General features: G+C 65.7%; 14 protein-coding genes. 11 read left to right on the forward strand and 3 right to left on the reverse strand.

Features of this window, described 5'->3' with window-relative positions; all coding sequences use genetic code 11:
* Positions 1-201: 201 nt before the first annotated feature.
* Positions 202-1,716, reverse strand: coding sequence for a YifB family Mg chelatase-like AAA ATPase (locus tag EG885_RS06895; protein ID WP_131573745.1), 1,515 nt, complete (start codon positions 1,714-1,716; stop codon positions 202-204).
* A 125-nt stretch (positions 1,717-1,841) separates the two neighbouring features.
* Here EG885_RS06895 and coaBC point away from each other — a divergent pair, with 125 nt between their 5' ends.
* From coaBC to uvrB, 10 genes are all read left to right on the forward strand, one after another.
* Positions 1,842-3,050, forward strand: coding sequence for a bifunctional phosphopantothenoylcysteine decarboxylase/phosphopantothenate--cysteine ligase CoaBC (gene coaBC / locus EG885_RS06900; protein ID WP_131573746.1), 1,209 nt, complete (start codon positions 1,842-1,844; stop codon positions 3,048-3,050).
* Positions 3,047-4,117: a cysteine desulfurase family protein gene (locus EG885_RS06905; protein WP_131573747.1), complete on the forward strand. Its 1,071-nt coding sequence runs from the start codon at positions 3,047-3,049 to the stop codon at positions 4,115-4,117. The genes coaBC and EG885_RS06905 overlap by 4 nt, the downstream gene beginning before the upstream one ends.
* Before the next feature lie 3 nt (positions 4,118-4,120).
* Positions 4,121-5,641: a Fe-S cluster assembly protein SufB gene (gene sufB, locus EG885_RS06910; RefSeq protein WP_131573748.1), complete on the forward strand. Its 1,521-nt coding sequence runs from the start codon at positions 4,121-4,123 to the stop codon at positions 5,639-5,641.
* Positions 5,642-5,720: 79 nt separating this feature from the next.
* On the forward strand, positions 5,721-6,476 hold the full coding sequence (gene sufC / locus EG885_RS06915) for a Fe-S cluster assembly ATPase SufC (RefSeq protein WP_131573749.1): 756 nt from the start codon (positions 5,721-5,723) through the stop codon (positions 6,474-6,476).
* The gene (locus EG885_RS06920; RefSeq protein WP_131573750.1) at positions 6,476-7,813 is read left to right on the forward strand and encodes a SufB/SufD family protein; all 1,338 of its coding nucleotides are present in this window, start codon (positions 6,476-6,478) and stop codon (positions 7,811-7,813) included. Before sufC ends, EG885_RS06920 begins: the two co-directional genes overlap by 1 nt.
* Positions 7,786-8,313: a hypothetical protein gene (locus EG885_RS06925; protein WP_242679538.1), complete on the forward strand. Its 528-nt coding sequence runs from the start codon at positions 7,786-7,788 to the stop codon at positions 8,311-8,313. The genes EG885_RS06920 and EG885_RS06925 overlap by 28 nt, the downstream gene beginning before the upstream one ends.
* Complete coding sequence (locus EG885_RS06930) at positions 8,310-8,903, forward strand: Yip1 family protein (protein WP_131573751.1); 594 nt, start codon at positions 8,310-8,312, stop codon at positions 8,901-8,903. The genes EG885_RS06925 and EG885_RS06930 overlap by 4 nt, the downstream gene beginning before the upstream one ends.
* Entirely contained in the window at positions 8,900-10,108 is a 1,209-nt protein-coding gene (locus tag EG885_RS06935) for a cysteine desulfurase (protein ID WP_131573752.1), read from the forward strand. The genes EG885_RS06930 and EG885_RS06935 overlap by 4 nt, the downstream gene beginning before the upstream one ends.
* A 104-nt stretch (positions 10,109-10,212) precedes the next feature.
* Complete coding sequence (locus tag EG885_RS06940) at positions 10,213-11,430, forward strand: NAD(P)/FAD-dependent oxidoreductase (protein ID WP_131573753.1); 1,218 nt, start codon at positions 10,213-10,215, stop codon at positions 11,428-11,430.
* Between the two features lie 55 nt (positions 11,431-11,485).
* On the forward strand, positions 11,486-13,672 hold the full coding sequence (gene uvrB, locus EG885_RS06945) for an excinuclease ABC subunit UvrB (protein WP_131573754.1): 2,187 nt from the start codon (positions 11,486-11,488) through the stop codon (positions 13,670-13,672).
* On the opposite strand, the gene EG885_RS06950 is transcribed toward uvrB, so the two are convergent.
* Positions 13,669-13,953: an I78 family peptidase inhibitor gene (locus tag EG885_RS06950; RefSeq protein WP_165571060.1), complete on the reverse strand. Its 285-nt coding sequence runs from the start codon at positions 13,951-13,953 to the stop codon at positions 13,669-13,671. The genes uvrB and EG885_RS06950 overlap by 4 nt on opposite strands.
* 79 nt (positions 13,954-14,032) lie before the next feature.
* Here EG885_RS06950 and EG885_RS06955 point away from each other — a divergent pair, with 79 nt between their 5' ends.
* On the forward strand, positions 14,033-14,368 hold the full coding sequence (locus tag EG885_RS06955) for a hypothetical protein (protein WP_165571061.1): 336 nt from the start codon (positions 14,033-14,035) through the stop codon (positions 14,366-14,368).
* A gap of 85 nt (positions 14,369-14,453) precedes the next feature.
* Here the strand turns inward: EG885_RS06955 and EG885_RS06960 are convergent, their stop codons facing one another.
* Positions 14,454-15,020, reverse strand: coding sequence for a superoxide dismutase family protein (locus tag EG885_RS06960; protein ID WP_131573757.1), 567 nt, complete (start codon positions 15,018-15,020; stop codon positions 14,454-14,456).
* Positions 15,021-15,079 lie beyond the last annotated feature (59 nt).

Consider the following 15,079-nt stretch of genomic DNA (forward strand, 5'->3'; position numbering starts at 1 on the left):
CGCGCCGCTGATGCGGGGATTTTTCGCAGGCACGCCGCCCGCCTCTTGACCAATGTGTCTGCTGGCTTGTCGGGGACGATGCGTTCCGGGCCGGCGAGCCCTGCGGTCTTGGCTGCGTGGTCCATCGTCTTTCGCAGTGGATGAGCGGGCATCCCGGCGGTCGGGTTGACCGATTGCCCGCCCCGAGGGCAAACCGGCGTCCTAGCCGCCCGTCACGAAGGGCAGGCGATAGCTGATGGCCTCGGCCAGATGGTGGGTGTGGACCTTTTGCGATCCGTCCAGATCGGCGATGGTCCGGGCGCTGCGCAGGATGCGGTGATAGCCGCGCGCGGTCAGGCCAAGCCGTTCGGATGCTTTCAGGATCAGCGCGCGTCCCGCCGCATCCGGGACGGCGATCGCGTCCAGCAGCGGCCCCGAGGCGTCGGCATTGACCCGCACGCCCTGATGATCCTGAAAGCGCCGCGCCTGAACCTGCCGCGCCGCCGCCACCCGTGCGGCCACCACCGTCGAGGGGTCGCCCGAGGCGGGCAGGTCCAGATCGGACAGGCTGACCGCCGGAACCTCGATGCGCAGGTCGAACCGGTCCATCAGCGGCCCCGAGATCCGGCCCAGATAGCTGTCGCCGCAGGCGGGTGCACGCGAACAGGCACGGGCGGGATCGGCCAGATGGCCGCAGCGGCAGGGATTGGCGGCGGCGATCAGCAGAAAGCGGCAGGGATAGCGGACATGCGCATTGGCGCGCGACACGACGACCTCGCCCGTCTCGATCGGCTGGCGCATGGTTTCCAGCACCTGACGGGGAAATTTCGGCAACTCGTCCAGAAACAGGACGCCGTTATGGGCCAGGCTCATCTGGCTGGGGCGCGCTTTGGGGCCGCCGCCGACGATGGCGGGCGAGGATGCGGTGTGATGGGGATCCTGAAACGGCGCCCGGCGCGAGATCGCGCCTTCGGTCAGCAGACCCGCGACGGAATGGATCATCGAGGTTTCCAGCGCCTCGCGCGCCGACAAGGGCGGCATCAGGCCGGGCAGCCGGGCCGCGAGCATGGATTTTCCCGCACCGGGGGGACCGACCATCAGCAGGTGGTGACGGCCCGCTGCGGCGATTTCCAGCGCGCGTTTGGCGCGTTCCTGTCCCTTGACGCTGGTCAGGCACAGCGGGCTGGGCGCGTCCAGAACCGCCCCGGGGCGCGCGGGCGTCAGCGGCTGGCGGTCGGTCAGATGGTCGATGACCGCGCGCAACGTGTCGGCGCCGAAGACCGCGACCTGTTCGATCCAGGCCGCCTCGGGGCCGCAGGCGCGGGGGCAGATCAGGGCGCGCTCCTCCTCGGATGCGGTCAGGGCGGCGGGCAGGGCGCCGTTGACCGCGACCAGCCGCCCGTCCAGCGCCAGCTCGCCCAAGGCGACATGGCGGGCCAGTTCTTCACCCGGCAGGATGTCAAGCGCAGCGAGGACGGCCAGCGCGATGGGCAGGTCGAAATGCGACCCCTCTTTCGGCAGATCGGCGGGGGACAGGTTCACGGTTAGCCGCTTGTTGGGCAGCGCGATCGCCAATGCACCAAAGGCCGCGCGGACCCGTTCGCGGGCCTCGCTGACGGCCTTGTCGGGCAGGCCCACGATGGAAAAGCCGGGCAGACCGGCGGCCACGGCGCATTGCACCTCGACCAGACGGGCATCGACCCCTTCGAAGGCCACGGAATAGGCGATGGCGACCATGACTGCCCCCTTGCTGACCCCGCCAAGGGTTAGCGCCGCGGGCTTAAGGAAAGGTTAACGGCGGGCTTTCCTTGCGGCAGGGGGGCGTCGGGGTTATCTGGGGCGCAGGATGGAACGGGGGCCTCATGCAGGGCAGGCGGATATTGCTGATCGTGGGGGGCGGGATCGCCGCCTATAAGATCCCGCAGCTGGTGCGGCTGATCCGGGCGTCGGGGGCTGCGGTCACGCCGGTGCTGACCGCGGCGGGCGCGCAGTTCACCACGCCCATGACCCTGTCCGTGCTGGCCGGAGAGGCGATCCATGACACCTTGTGGGATCAGGGCGCCGAGGCCGAGATCGGCCATATCCAGCTGTCGCGACAGGCCGATCTGGTCGTGGTCGCCCCGGCCACCGCCGATCTGATGGCCAAGATGGCGGGGGGACTTGCGAATGATCTGGCATCCACCCTGCTGCTGGCCACCGACAAGCGGGTGCTGATCGCGCCCGCGATGAATGTGCGCATGTGGGATCATCCGGCGACCCGGCGCAATCTGGCAACCTTGCAGGGCGATGGCGTGCTGACGATCGGCCCCGATGTGGGCGACATGGCCTGTGGCGAATTCGGCGCGGGCCGCATGGCCGAGCCCGAGGCGATCATGACCGCAATCCGCGCCGCGTTTGAGCCGGGTCCGCTGGCGGGGCGGCATGTGATCGTGACCTCGGGGCCGACGCATGAGCCGATCGACCCGGTGCGTTATCTGGCCAACCGGTCCTCGGGTGCGCAGGGGACGGCGATTGCCGCGGCCCTGCGCGATCTGGGGGCGCGGGTCAGTTTCGTGACCGGCCCCGCGACCGTGCCCCAGCCCGTTGGCGTGCAGGTGATCCGGGTGGAAACGGCGCAGCAGATGCGCGATGCGGTCGAGGCGGCGCTGCCTGCGGACGCCGCCGTCATGGCGGCGGCGGTGGCCGATTGGCGCGTGGTGAACGGCAGCGATCAGAAGATGAAGAAGACCGGCGATCTGCCCAGCCTGCAGATGGCCGAGAACCCTGATATTCTGGCATGGCTGTCCCGCGCCCCGCAGCGCCCCGGTTTGGTGGTGGGCTTTGCCGCGGAGACGCAGGATGTGCTGGCCCATGCCACGGCAAAACGGTCGCGCAAGGGCTGTGACTGGATCGTTGCCAACGATGTCAGCCCCGCGACCGGCATCATGGGCGGGACCGAGAATGCGGTGACGCTGATCACGGCGACGGGGGCCGAGGACTGGCCGCGCATGGGCAAGGATGCCGTCGCCGCCCGTCTGGCGGCGCGCATCGCGAAGGAACTGGCCGCGCGCGTCGCAAAGGAACTGGGATGAGAACCTATCTGGACTGGAACGCCACCACCCCCCTGCGCCCCGAGGTCCGCGCCGCGATCATCGGGGCGATGGAGATTTCGGGCAACCCCTCGTCTGTCCATGCCGAGGGGCGGGCGGCCAAGATGGCACTGGAACGGGCCCGCGAACAGCTGGTGGCAGCCCTGGGCGCCGAGGGGGCCGATCTGGTCTTTACCTCGGGCACGACCGAGGCGGCGTCGATGGTGCTGGGGCAGGGCGGCTATCTGTGCGCGCCCACCGAACACAGCGCGATCAAGGTCTGGTGCGAGGCGACCCTGCCGGTGGACGCCGACGGGATCATCACCGTGACGGACCCCGCGCGCACCAGCCTGCAGCTGGCCAATAACGAAACCGGCGTGATGCAGGATCTGCCTCAGGGGCTGCACAGCAGCGATCTGACGCAAGCCTTTGGCAAGGTGCCCTTTGCCTTCAACTGGCTGGGGGTGACGGCGGGCTTTGTCAGCGCCCACAAGCTGGGCGGTCCCAAGGGGATCGGCGCGCTGGTGCTGAAGAAGGGCACCGATCTGGCGCCGCTGATCCGGGGCGGCGGGCAGGAACAGGGCCGCCGCGCGGGCACGGAAAACCTGATCGGCATTCTGGCCTTTGCCGCCGCCGCCACCGCCGCGCAGCGGGAACTGGAGGCCGGGGTCTGGGATCAGGTCGCCGCCCGCCGCGACGCGCTGGAGGCGCGGCTCTGCGACATCGCGCCCGATGCGGTGATTGCCGGAAAGGGCGCGCGGCGCTTGCCGAACACGACCTGCCTTCTTACATCGGGGTGGAAGGGCGAAACTCAGGTCATGCAGATGGATCTGGCGGGGTTTGCAATCTCGGCCGGGTCGGCCTGTTCGTCGGGCAAGGTGCGGGCCAGCGGGGCCTTGCAGGCGATGGGTTTCGACGATCAGCTTTCGCAATCGGCGATCCGGATCTCGATAAGCCCGACTTTGGGCGATGATCAGATCAACCGATTTGCGGATGCCTGGGAAAAGGCGTATTCACGCTGGCGCGACAGGACTGGTCCGGCGATACGGCCGACCACCGAGGAAGGATAGACGATGACGGAAGCCACCGATCTTGATGTGCGCGAAGGCGTCGACCGCGAAACGGTCGAAGCGGTGCAGAACATGGGCAGCTATAAATACGGCTGGAATACCGAGATCGAGATGGACTATGCGCCCAAGGGCGTGAACGAGGATATCGTCCGTCTGATCTCGGCCAAGAACAAAGAACCCGAATGGATGACCGAATGGCGGCTGGAAGCCTATCGCCGTTGGGTCACCATGGCGGAACCGAAATGGGCGATGCTGAACTATCCGGTCATCGACTATCAGGACCAGTATTACTATGCCCGCCCCAAAAGCATGGAGGAAAAGCCCAAGTCCCTGGACGAGGTCGATCCCAAGCTGCTGGCGACCTATGACAAGCTGGGCATCCCGCTGCGCGAGCAGATGATTCTGGCCGGCGTCGAGGGGGCCGAGAATGCCCCTGCCGAAGGCCGCCGCGTCGCCGTCGATGCGGTCTTTGACAGCGTCAGTCTGGGCACGACCTTCAAGGATGAACTGGCCAAGGCCGGGGTCATCTTCTGTTCGATCAGCGAGGCGATCCGCGAGCATCCCGAACTGGTGCGCAAATATCTGGGCACCGTCGTGCCGCAATCGGACAATTACTTCGCGACGCTGAACAGCGCGGTGTTTTCGGATGGCTCGTTCGTCTATATCCCGCCCGGCGTGACATGCCCGATGGAGCTGTCGACCTATTTCCGGATCAATGCCGAAAACACCGGACAGTTCGAACGCACGCTGATCATCGCCGACAAGGGCGCCTCGGTCAGCTATCTGGAAGGCTGCACCGCGCCCAAGCGCGACACGACCCAGCTGCATGCTGCGGTGGTCGAGCTGGTCATTCTGGAAGATGCCGAGATCAAGTATTCGACCGTCCAGAACTGGTTTCCGGGCGACGAAAACGGCAAGGGCGGCATCTATAACTTTGTGACCAAGCGGGCCGATTGCCGCGAGGCGCGGGCCAAGGTGATGTGGACGCAGGTCGAAACCGGATCGGCGATCACCTGGAAATACCCGTCCTGCATCCTGCGCGGCGACGAAAGCCAGGGCGAGTTCTATTCCATCGCCATCGCCAATAACTGGCAGCAGGCCGATACCGGCACCAAGATGATCCATCTGGGCAAGAACACCCGGTCGCGGATCGTGTCCAAGGGCATCTCGGCGGGGCAGGCGCAGAACACCTATCGGGGCCTCGTGTCGATGCACCCGCGCGCCACGAACAGCCGCAATTATACTCAATGCGACAGCCTGCTGATTGGCGACAAATGCGGGGCGCATACGGTCCCCTATATCGAGGTCAAGAACAACAGCAGCCGGGTCGAGCACGAGGCGACGACCAGCAAGGTCGATGACGACCAGCTGTTCTATTGCCGCTCGCGCGGGATGGACGAGGAAGAGGCCGTGGCGCTGGTCGTCAACGGGTTCTGCCGCGAGGTTCTGCAGGCCCTGCCCATGGAATTCGCCATGGAAGCACAGGCGCTGGTCGCGATCTCGCTGGAAGGCTCGGTCGGCTAAACCCATTGGCCGGGCCTTGGCGCCCGGCCGCACCCAATTCACGGCGCCCCTAGCGGCGCTTTCGCCGTTTGAGGAAAATATGCTGAAAATCAACAACCTGCACGTGAAACTTGAGGAAGAGGACAAGGCGATCCTGAAGGGTCTGACCCTTGAGGTTCCCGCCGGTCAGGTCCATGCGATCATGGGTCCGAACGGGTCGGGGAAATCCACCCTGTCCTATGTCCTGTCGGGCCGCGACGGGTATACCGTGACCGAAGGCAGTGCCACGCTGGACGGCGAAAGCCTGCTGGACATGGAGCCCGAGGAACGCGCCGCTGCTGGTCTGTTCCTGGCGTTCCAATACCCGGTCGAGATCCCCGGCGTCGGCAACATGACCTTTCTGCGCACTGCCGTGAATGCGCAGCGCAAGGCGCGCGGCGAGGCTGAACTGACTGCTGGCGAATTCCTGAAAGTCGTGCGTGCCAAGGCCGCCGATCTGCAGATCAGCCCCGAGATGCTGAAGCGTCCTGTCAATGTCGGCTTTTCGGGCGGCGAGAAAAAGCGCAACGAGATCCTCCAGATGGCCATGCTGGAACCGCGCATGTGCATCATGGACGAGACCGACAGCGGTCTGGACGTCGATGCGATGCGGCTGGTGGCTGATGGCGTGAACGCCCTGCGCGGCCCGGATCGCAGCTTTCTGGTCATCACGCATTACCAGCGCCTGCTGGATCACATCAAGCCGGACGTCGTCCACATCCTGTCCAATGGCCGCATCATCAAGTCGGGCGGCCCCGAACTGGCGCTGGAAGTCGAAGAGAACGGCTATGGCGATCTTCTGGCGGAGGCCGGCTGATGACCGATCTGGCCGTCAAACCCATCGACGAGGTGACCCCGCAGGTCGCGGGCGCCCCCAAGGCTGCGGGCGTGCTGGCCGACCGGCTGGCCGCGCTGACCCTGCCGCAGGGCGGTTTTACCGCTGCCGCGCGGGCCGATGCACTGGCCCGGCTGCATGCCATGGGCCTGCCCGCGCCGCGTGACGAATACTGGCGCTATACCGACCCGCGCCCGTTCAACGCAGCCGAACCGCAGGCCCTGACCATCGAGGATGGCCCCGAATCGCCGCTGTTCGCCTCGCGGGACAGGCTGACGCTGGTCTTCGTGGATGGCGTCTTCGATGCCACCGCCTCGGATGATCTGGCGCTGGAAGGGGTCGAGATTGCGACGCTGGCGCAGGCCGACGGCGGCGCGCATTGGGCGGGCGATCTTTATGGCGTGCTGGAGGCTGCGGGTCAGACCCCGGTCAAGCGCCCCTTTGCGGCGCTGAACACCGCGGCCGCAACGGACGGGCTGCTGATCCGCGTGACCGGCAAGCCTGCCAAACCGCTGCATGTGCTGCATCGGCGCGGGGCGGCTGCGGCGGATGTGATCTGGCATCACGTGATCCGCGTCGAGGACGGTGCCGAACTGACCCTGCTGGAAAGCGGCACGGTCGGCGCACGCTCGAACGGGGTGATCGAGGCTGATCTGGCGCCCGGCGCCAAGCTGCATCACATCGCGGCCAAGCGCGCCAATGATCCCCGCATCGGGCTGTCGCATCTGTTTGCGCGCGTGGGGACAGGGGCGGTGCTGAAAAGTTTCGCTCTGGCCGTGAACGGGCGGGCGATGCGGCACGAGGCGGTGATCGACATGGTCGGCGACGATGCCGTGGCCCATGTCGCAGCGGCGGTGATGGGCGACGGTCATGTCGGGCCGTTCCATCATGACGACACGGTCTTCATCACCCATGCGGGCCTGCGCGGCGAAAGCCGTCAGGTCTTCAAGAAGGTGCTGAGGAACGGCGCGACCGGCGTGTTTCAGGGCAAGATCCTGGTCAAGCAGGGCGCGCAGAAGACCGATGGCTATCAGATCAGTCAGGCCCTTCTGCTGGACGAGGCCAGCCAGTTTCTGGCCAAGCCCGAGCTGGAGATCTATGCCGATGACGTGAAATGTTCGCACGGGTCCACCACCGGGGCGATCGATGACGAGGCGCTGTTCTATCTGCGCTCTCGCGGCGTGCCGCGCGATCGGGCGATCGTGTTTCTGGTCCTGTCCTTTCTGGCCGACGCGCTGGCCGAGGTCGAGGATGAGAGCCTGCGCGACGAAATCAACGAACGGCTGGACGCGTGGCTGACCGACCGCCCGCTGGTGTGAACCGCCCCGTCCGGTCTTCGGGCGGGATGGCGCTGCGGGTGCTGCAAAGCTGGTGGGCGCCGCGCCGGGTCGTGCGCAGCCTGTCGGACATGCCCGACCGGGTTTTGCTGGTCGTGCTGATGGCCGCGATGCTGATCACGCTGGTGGGTCAGGCCCCCGGTCTGGCGCGAGCGGCGGAACTGGACCCGTCGATCCCGCTGGATGCGCGGATCGGGGGTGCGGCCATGGGCACAATGTTCATGATGCCGCTGGTGGCCTATGCCGTGGCGGGGCTGACCGGTTTGTTGGCACGGCTGACGCCGTGGCGGCTGGCCCCTGAACATGCCCGTCTGGCGCTGTTCTGGGCATTGCTGGCGGCGACGCCCGCGACTCTGCTGGCCGGGATGGTGGCGGGTCTGATCGGCCCCTCTCCTGCGCTGACCCTGACCCGCGCCATTGCGGGTGTGGGATTTTTCCTTATCTGGGGCGCCGGAATCGCGGCGTTGGCACGACGCATATGACCTTTGACGATTTCCGAACGCTGGTCCGCCAGACGCTGCGCAACCCCGAACAGGCCGCTCATTGGCTGATCGGGCAGGGCTGGCCCATGCAGGTGCGCTGGATGGCGCTGATGCTAGCGGTCTCGGTCTCGGGGCTGCTGGCCTATGCCTCGACGCTGCTCTTTCCGGTCCCCGAGGGCGAGGCGGTGGCGGTCTTTGCGATCAGCAGCCAGCCATTGGTGCTGGCCGGGCTGCAGCTGATCGCCATCGTGCTGGGGGCCGCGCTGATGGCCGGGGTCGGGCGGCTGTTCGGCGGGCAGGGCCGGTTCGAGGATGCGCTGCTGCTGACCGTCTGGATCGAGGTGATGCTGCTGATCGTCCAGGCAGCCCAGATCGTGCTGTCGCTGGCCTTGCCGGCGCTGGCGGGCATTCTGGGCATTCTGGCGATTGCCCTGTTCCTGTGGCTGACGGTTCAGTTCACCAAGGCGCTGCACGGGTTCACCAGCGCGCCCAAGGTGCTGCTGGTGATGTTCGCGACGCTTTTGGTAATGGGCTTCGTTCTGTCGTTTTTCATGGCCGCGATGGGCCTCATGCCGGAGATGCCGCAATGAGCTTTGACGTTCAGGCCGTCCGCGCCGATTTCCCGATCCTGTCGCGGCAGGTCAATGGCAAGCCGCTGGTCTATCTGGACAATGGCGCCAGCGCGCAAAAGCCCCGCGTGGTCATCGACGCCATCACCCGCGCCTACGAGGGCGAATATGCCAATGTCCACCGGGGCCTGCATTACCTGTCCAATCTGGCGACCGACAATTACGAACGCGTGCGCGGCACCATCGCGCGCTTTCTGAACGTCCCCGAGGATGAGATCATCTTTACCAGCGGCTCGACAGAGGCGCTGAACCTGGTCAGCTATGGCTGGGCCGCGCCGCGATTGCAGGCGGGGGACGAGATCGTCCTGTCGGTGATGGAACATCACGCCAATATCGTGCCCTGGCATTTTCTGCGCGAACGGCAGGGCGTCGTGCTGAGATGGGTCGAACCCGACCCCGATGGCAGCCTGCCCCCCGAAAAGGTGCTGGCCGCGATCACCCCGCGCACGAAGATGATCGCCGTCACGCATATGTCGAACGTGACCGGCACCGTGGTCGATATTGCGGGCATCCGGGCGGGAACCGACCTGCCGCTGGTCGTGGACGGATCGCAGGCGGCGGTGCATATGCCGGTCGATCTGGCGACCCTTGGCGCCGATTTCTACTGCATCACCGGGCATAAGCTGTACGGGCCGTCGGGGTCCGGCGCGATCTGGATCCGGGGCGACCGTCAGGCGGAAATGCGCCCCTTTCTGGGCGGCGGCGACATGATCAGGACTGTCGGGCGCGACGTGATCACCTATAACGACCCGCCGTTGCGGTTCGAGGCGGGCACGCCCGGCATCGTCAACCAGATTGGTCTGGGCGCGGCCCTGGACTACATGATGGGTCTGGGGATGGAGAATATCGCCACGCATGAGCGGGCCTTGCGCGATTATGCCCGCGACCGGCTGCGCAGCCTCAACTGGCTGCAGGTTCAGGGCGATGCGGCGAACAAGGGCGCGATCTTTTCCATGACCATGCAGGGCGCGCATGCGCATGACATCTCGACCATCCTCGACAAGAAGGGGATCGCGGTGCGTGCGGGCAGCCATTGCGCCATGCCGCTGATGGAATTTATGGGCGTGACCGCCAGCGCGCGGGCCAGTTTCGCGATGTACAACACGCAGGCAGAAGTCGATGCTTTGGTCGAAGGATTGACCTTCTGCCGCGAGCTTTTCGCCTGAATCTTGCAAAGATTCCGCAACCCGTCGAAGAACCCCCGATAAGTCTTGCCGGGTCCGCGCAATGTCTGCATCCCTGACCCATCATCAGCGATGGGGGCAGCGATATGGCCGAGGTTCTGGTTCTGGGTGCGGGTATGGTGGGCGTCTCGACGGCGCTGGCGCTGCAGGCGCGGGGCCATGACGTCACCATCGTCGAACGCGGCACGCCGGGACGGGAAACCAGCTATGGCAATGCTGGGCTGATCCAGACCGAGGCGGTCGAACCCTATGCCATGCCGCTGGCCCCCGGCGCCTTGCTGCAGATCGCCATGGGGCGCGGCTATGACGTGAAATGGACGCCGCAGGGATTGCTGTCGCAGCTGGGCGCGGTGGCGACCTATGCATGGAATTCGCGGCCTGCGGCGCATAAGCGCGCCTCGGTCACCTGGGGCAAGCTGATCCGGCAATCGACAGACCGTCATGCGCCGCTGGTCGCAGCCTCGGGGGCGGACAATATCATCCGCCGCAACGGCTATATCGAGATCCACCGCACCCCCGCCCGCATGGACAAGGCGCGGGTCACGGCAGAACGATTCGCCACCGAATTCGGCGTGCAGGCACGGCTGCTGACGGGCGCGGAACTGCGCGCGATGGAACCCTCGATCCGCACCGAGGTCGAGGGCGCAACCCATTGGTCCGACAGCTGGAACTGTGCCGATCCTGGGGGGCTGGTCGCGGCTTATGCGGCGCTGTTTCAAAAGAATGGCGGGCGGATCGTGAACGGCGATGCCGGCGATCTGCACCGCAAGGGCGCCGCATGGGTCGCTGACGAGACCGAGGCCGAACATGCCGTCATCGCCCTTGGCCCGTGGTCGCCGATGCTGACCGAGCGGTTCGGGCTGAAGGTCGCGATGGTCTTCAAGCGCGGCTATCACCGCCATTACCATATGGAGCTGCCGCCCCATCATCCGATCGCCGATTTCGGCAATTCGGTGGTCATGTCGCCGATGCGTCGCGGGTTGCGCATCGCCACCGCCGCCGAGCTGACCCCCCATCCGCGCCTGTCCCCCCCGCAGCTGCGCCATGGCGAAAAGGCTGCGCGCGAACTGTTCGACGTGGGTGCCCCGGTCGAGGCCGAACCCTGGACCGGCCGCCGCCCCTGCATGCCTGACATGCTGCCGGTGGTGGGGCGCATTCCCGATCAGCCGAACCTGTGGGGGCATTTCGGGCATGGTCATCAGGGCTTTACCCTTGGCCCCGTTACCGCCGAAATTCTGGCCGATGAACTGTCGGGGGGGATGGGTTGGGCGGAACTTCAGCCATCGCGTCTGAAACGCGGTTGAAACCGGGCGCCGTCCGACACATCTTGGGGTAACCTCGGAACGGATCAGGAACCCCATGGGCCATAACAACACCAACGCGCCCGTGTCGCGCCCGGTCGAAGTGACCCGCCCCAAGCTGGAAGGCGGCAAGCGTTTCATCCTGAAAAGCGAATTCGAACCGGCGGGCGACCAGCCCTCGGCCATCGCGGAACTGGTGGCGGGGGTCACTGGCGGCGAACGCGATCAGGTGCTGCTGGGCGCCACCGGCACCGGCAAGACCTTTACCATGGCCAAGATCATCGAGGCCACGCAGCGCCCGGCGATCATTCTGGCCCCCAACAAGACGCTGGCCGCGCAGTTGTATGGTGAATTCAAGGGGTTCTTCCCCGAGAACGCCGTCGAGTATTTCGTCAGCTATTACGATTATTACCAGCCCGAGGCCTATGTGGCGCGGTCCGACACCTATATCGAGAAGGAATCCCAGATCAACGAGGCCATCGACCGGATGCGCCATTCGGCCACCCGGGCGCTGCTGGAACGTGACGATGTGATCATCGTGGCCTCGGTCAGCTGCATTTATGGCATCGGCTCGGTCGAGACCTATTCGGCGATGACGCAGGATATGGTCGTGGGCGAAAGCTATGACCAGCGCGAGTTTCTGGCCCAGCTGGTCGCCCAGCAATACAAGCGTCTGGATACCAGCTTTCAGCGGGGCGCCTTCCGCGTGCGCGGCGATCTGGTCGAGGTCTGGCCCGCCCACCTTGAGGATCGGGCATGGCGGTTCGATTTCTTTGGCAACGAACTGGAGGCGATCACCGAATTCGACCCGCTGACCGGGGTGAAAACTGACAGCTTCAAGCAGATCCGCATCTATGCCAGCAGCCACTATGTCACGCCGCGCCCGACGCTGCAGCAGGCCGTCAAGGGCATCAAGCAGGAACTGGCGATGCGGCTGAAACAGCTGACCGAAGAGGGCAAGCTGCTGGAGGCGCAACGGCTGGAACAGCGCACTGCCTTTGACATCGAGATGCTGGAGGCGACCGGCGTCTGCAACGGCATCGAAAACTACAGCCGCTATCTGACCGGTCGCGCGCCGGGCGAGCCGCCCCCGACCCTGTTCGAATTCATCCCCGACACCGCCATCGTCTTTGCCGACGAATCGCATGTCTCGGTCCCGCAGATCGGTGGCATGTATCGGGGCGACTTTCGGCGCAAGTTCACGCTGGCCGAACACGGGTTCCGCCTGCCCAGCTGCATGGACAACCGCCCCCTGAAATTCGAGGAATGGGATGCGATGCGGCCTCAGTCTGTCTTTGTCAGCGCGACCCCCGCGCAATGGGAGATGGACCAGACCGGCGGCGTCTTTACCGAACAGATCATCCGCCCCACCGGTCTTCTGGACCCGATGATCGAGATCAGGCCCGTGGAAATGCAGGTCGACGATCTGCTGGACGAGGTGCGGCGCGTCACCGCCGCCGGCTATCGCACGCTGGTCACCACGCTGACCAAGCGCATGGCCGAGGATCTGACTGAATACCTGCATGAACAGGGCATCAAGATCCGCTACATGCACAGCGATATCGACACGATCGAGCGGATCGAGATCCTGCGCGATCTGCGCCTTGGGGCCTTTGACGTGCTGGTGGGCATCAACCTGCTGCGCGAGGGGTTGGACATTCCCGAATGCGGTCTGGTGGCCATTCTGGACGCCGACAAGGAGGGCTTCCTGCGGTCCGAAACCTCGCTGATCCAGACAATCGGGCGGGCGGCGCGAAATTCGGACGGGCGGGTGATCATGTATGCCGACCGCATCACAGGCAGCATGGAACGCGCGATGGCCGAAACCGAACGCCGCCGCGAAAAGCAGATCGCCTATAACGAGAAACACGGCATCACGCCCCAGACCGTGCGCAAGAATGTCGAGGATGTTCTGGCGGGCCTGTGGTCGGGCGATACCGATCAGTCGCGCATCACCACCAAGGTGGACAAGCCGATGGTCGGTGCCAATCTGGCTGCCCATCTGGATGCGATGCGCGCCCGGATGCGCAAGGCTGCCGAAAATCTGGAATTTGAAGAGGCTGCGCGCTTGCGCGACGAGGTCAAGCGGCTGGAGGCGGTCGATCTGGCCATCTCGGACGATCCGATGGCGCGGCAATCGGTGATCGAGGACGCCGCCGAGGCCGCGACGCGGTCCTCGGGGCGTTCCACCGCCGGGCGGGCGGGCCAGCGCGGCGGCAACAAACGGTCAAAGCGCGGGCATTAACCGCAGGCGACGCGGGTGATCCATCCCTTGGCGTCCAGGAACATGGTCAGGCGCGCGGGGTTGAAATCGCGCGTCATGACGCCTTCGGGGCCGACCTCGCGCTTGCGCAGATTGGGGGGCAGAAAGACCTCGCCAATATTGCGGCCGACCAGCGCCTGATGCTGGGTCGGGCTACATTGCGTGGCAGGGATGTCATAGGGGCTGGTAGCGCAGGCCCCAAGTGTAAGCACCAGCAGCGGCGCTGCGATCATCGAGATCCGGGTGACGGGCAGGGTGGTCATGATCACGTCTCTCTTATGTGACAAGGTCTTTGTGCAATGCCAACATGTTAAAGCACACATGGTTCCCGGAGAGGTTGAGATGAGACGCTTAGGACAGAAAGCAATACTGGCCGCGCTGGCCTTCTGGCCGGCCATCGCCCTCGCCTCCAGCGAAGAGGCATGGGAGGCGTTGCGCGACCGCCTGATCAGCGAATGCCAGATGATGGCCGAGGCGGCGGCGCCCGAGGCCGAGGTCGTCGTCACCCCGAACGAGATCGGATCGGAAGGCTTTGCCGTGGCTTTGGTGACGACGCGCGCTGCCGGGGCAGAGGGGCCGCCCGAACTGTCCGTCTGTCTGATGGACAAGCGCAGCGGCGATGTCGAACTGAGCGCTGCGTTTTTCGACCTGCCGGATCTGTCGCCTGCCGCTGACTGACAAGCAAACTGAAAGACCCGCGCCCGGTTTGATCCGGGCGCGGGCCGTCAGCGGGTCAGGTCAACCCACGGTCACTCGGCAGCGGTCACTCGGCGGCGGTCAGCACGCCACAGGCAACGCGGCCCCCGGCATGGCCCGCAGGCTGTCCCTGATAATCGTCGGCATGGGCATGGATGATGAAGCCGGTGCCGTCTTCATCCCCCAGCACCTCTGCGGTCAGGTCAGGCACGAAATATTCGATCATGACGCTGCCCGTCTCGGGGACATGGATATTGGGCATGTCGCCGATATGGGGGCCGCCCTCGGACAGCACGCCGTGTTCCTGACCTTCCAGCGCCAGATGGCCACCGGCGCTGTCGTAATCGGGGGCCTCGCAGGCGCCGGTTTCATGCAGATGCACACCCAGCACGCCCGGCGGCAGATCGGTCAGGGCCAACGTCACCACACTGACGCCCGAGGGGGTGGGCTGCACGGTGATCGTGCCGTGATCGGCGCCCTCGGCCCCCTGAACGCTGGCGGAAAATGCGCCGCCAAGGGTGCTGAGATCGGGGCCGGTCATCTCGTGACCCATCGGTTCGGCATCCTGCGCGACAACGGCGGTGGCCGACAGCAGCAGGGCGGTCAGGGCGGGGGCAAACATGCGTCTGGACATCGGGCGTCCTCCTTCTTCATTGCGACAGGGCAACGCAGGGGGGTGGCGCGATGTTCCGG

The organism is Paracoccus nototheniae, from assembly GCF_004335005.1.
GTDB classification, from domain to species: Bacteria; Pseudomonadota; Alphaproteobacteria; order Rhodobacterales; family Rhodobacteraceae; genus Paracoccus; species Paracoccus nototheniae.

What these genes read in the sequence shown, in the direction of transcription:
- EG885_RS06920 (WP_131573750.1), top strand. Translation starts at nt 6,476, where the DNA reads ATGACCGATCTGGCCGTCAAACCCATCGACGAGGTGACCCCGCAGGTC.
- EG885_RS06955 (WP_165571061.1), top strand. Translation starts at nt 14,033, where the DNA reads ATGAGACGCTTAGGACAGAAAGCAATACTGGCCGCGCTGGCCTTCTGG.
- sufB (WP_131573748.1), top strand. Translation starts at nt 4,121, where the DNA reads ATGACGGAAGCCACCGATCTTGATGTGCGCGAAGGCGTCGACCGCGAA.
- EG885_RS06950 (WP_165571060.1), bottom strand. Translation starts at nt 13,953, where the DNA reads ATGACCACCCTGCCCGTCACCCGGATCTCGATGATCGCAGCGCCGCTG.
- EG885_RS06935 (WP_131573752.1), top strand. Translation starts at nt 8,900, where the DNA reads ATGAGCTTTGACGTTCAGGCCGTCCGCGCCGATTTCCCGATCCTGTCG.
- EG885_RS06940 (WP_131573753.1), top strand. Translation starts at nt 10,213, where the DNA reads ATGGCCGAGGTTCTGGTTCTGGGTGCGGGTATGGTGGGCGTCTCGACG.
- sufC (WP_131573749.1), top strand. Translation starts at nt 5,721, where the DNA reads ATGCTGAAAATCAACAACCTGCACGTGAAACTTGAGGAAGAGGACAAG.
- EG885_RS06895 (WP_131573745.1), bottom strand. Translation starts at nt 1,716, where the DNA reads ATGGTCGCCATCGCCTATTCCGTGGCCTTCGAAGGGGTCGATGCCCGT.
- EG885_RS06930 (WP_131573751.1), top strand. Translation starts at nt 8,310, where the DNA reads ATGACCTTTGACGATTTCCGAACGCTGGTCCGCCAGACGCTGCGCAAC.
- EG885_RS06905 (WP_131573747.1), top strand. Translation starts at nt 3,047, where the DNA reads ATGAGAACCTATCTGGACTGGAACGCCACCACCCCCCTGCGCCCCGAG.
- EG885_RS06960 (WP_131573757.1), bottom strand. Translation starts at nt 15,020, where the DNA reads ATGTCCAGACGCATGTTTGCCCCCGCCCTGACCGCCCTGCTGCTGTCG.
- coaBC (WP_131573746.1), top strand. Translation starts at nt 1,842, where the DNA reads ATGCAGGGCAGGCGGATATTGCTGATCGTGGGGGGCGGGATCGCCGCC.
- uvrB (WP_131573754.1), top strand. Translation starts at nt 11,486, where the DNA reads ATGGGCCATAACAACACCAACGCGCCCGTGTCGCGCCCGGTCGAAGTG.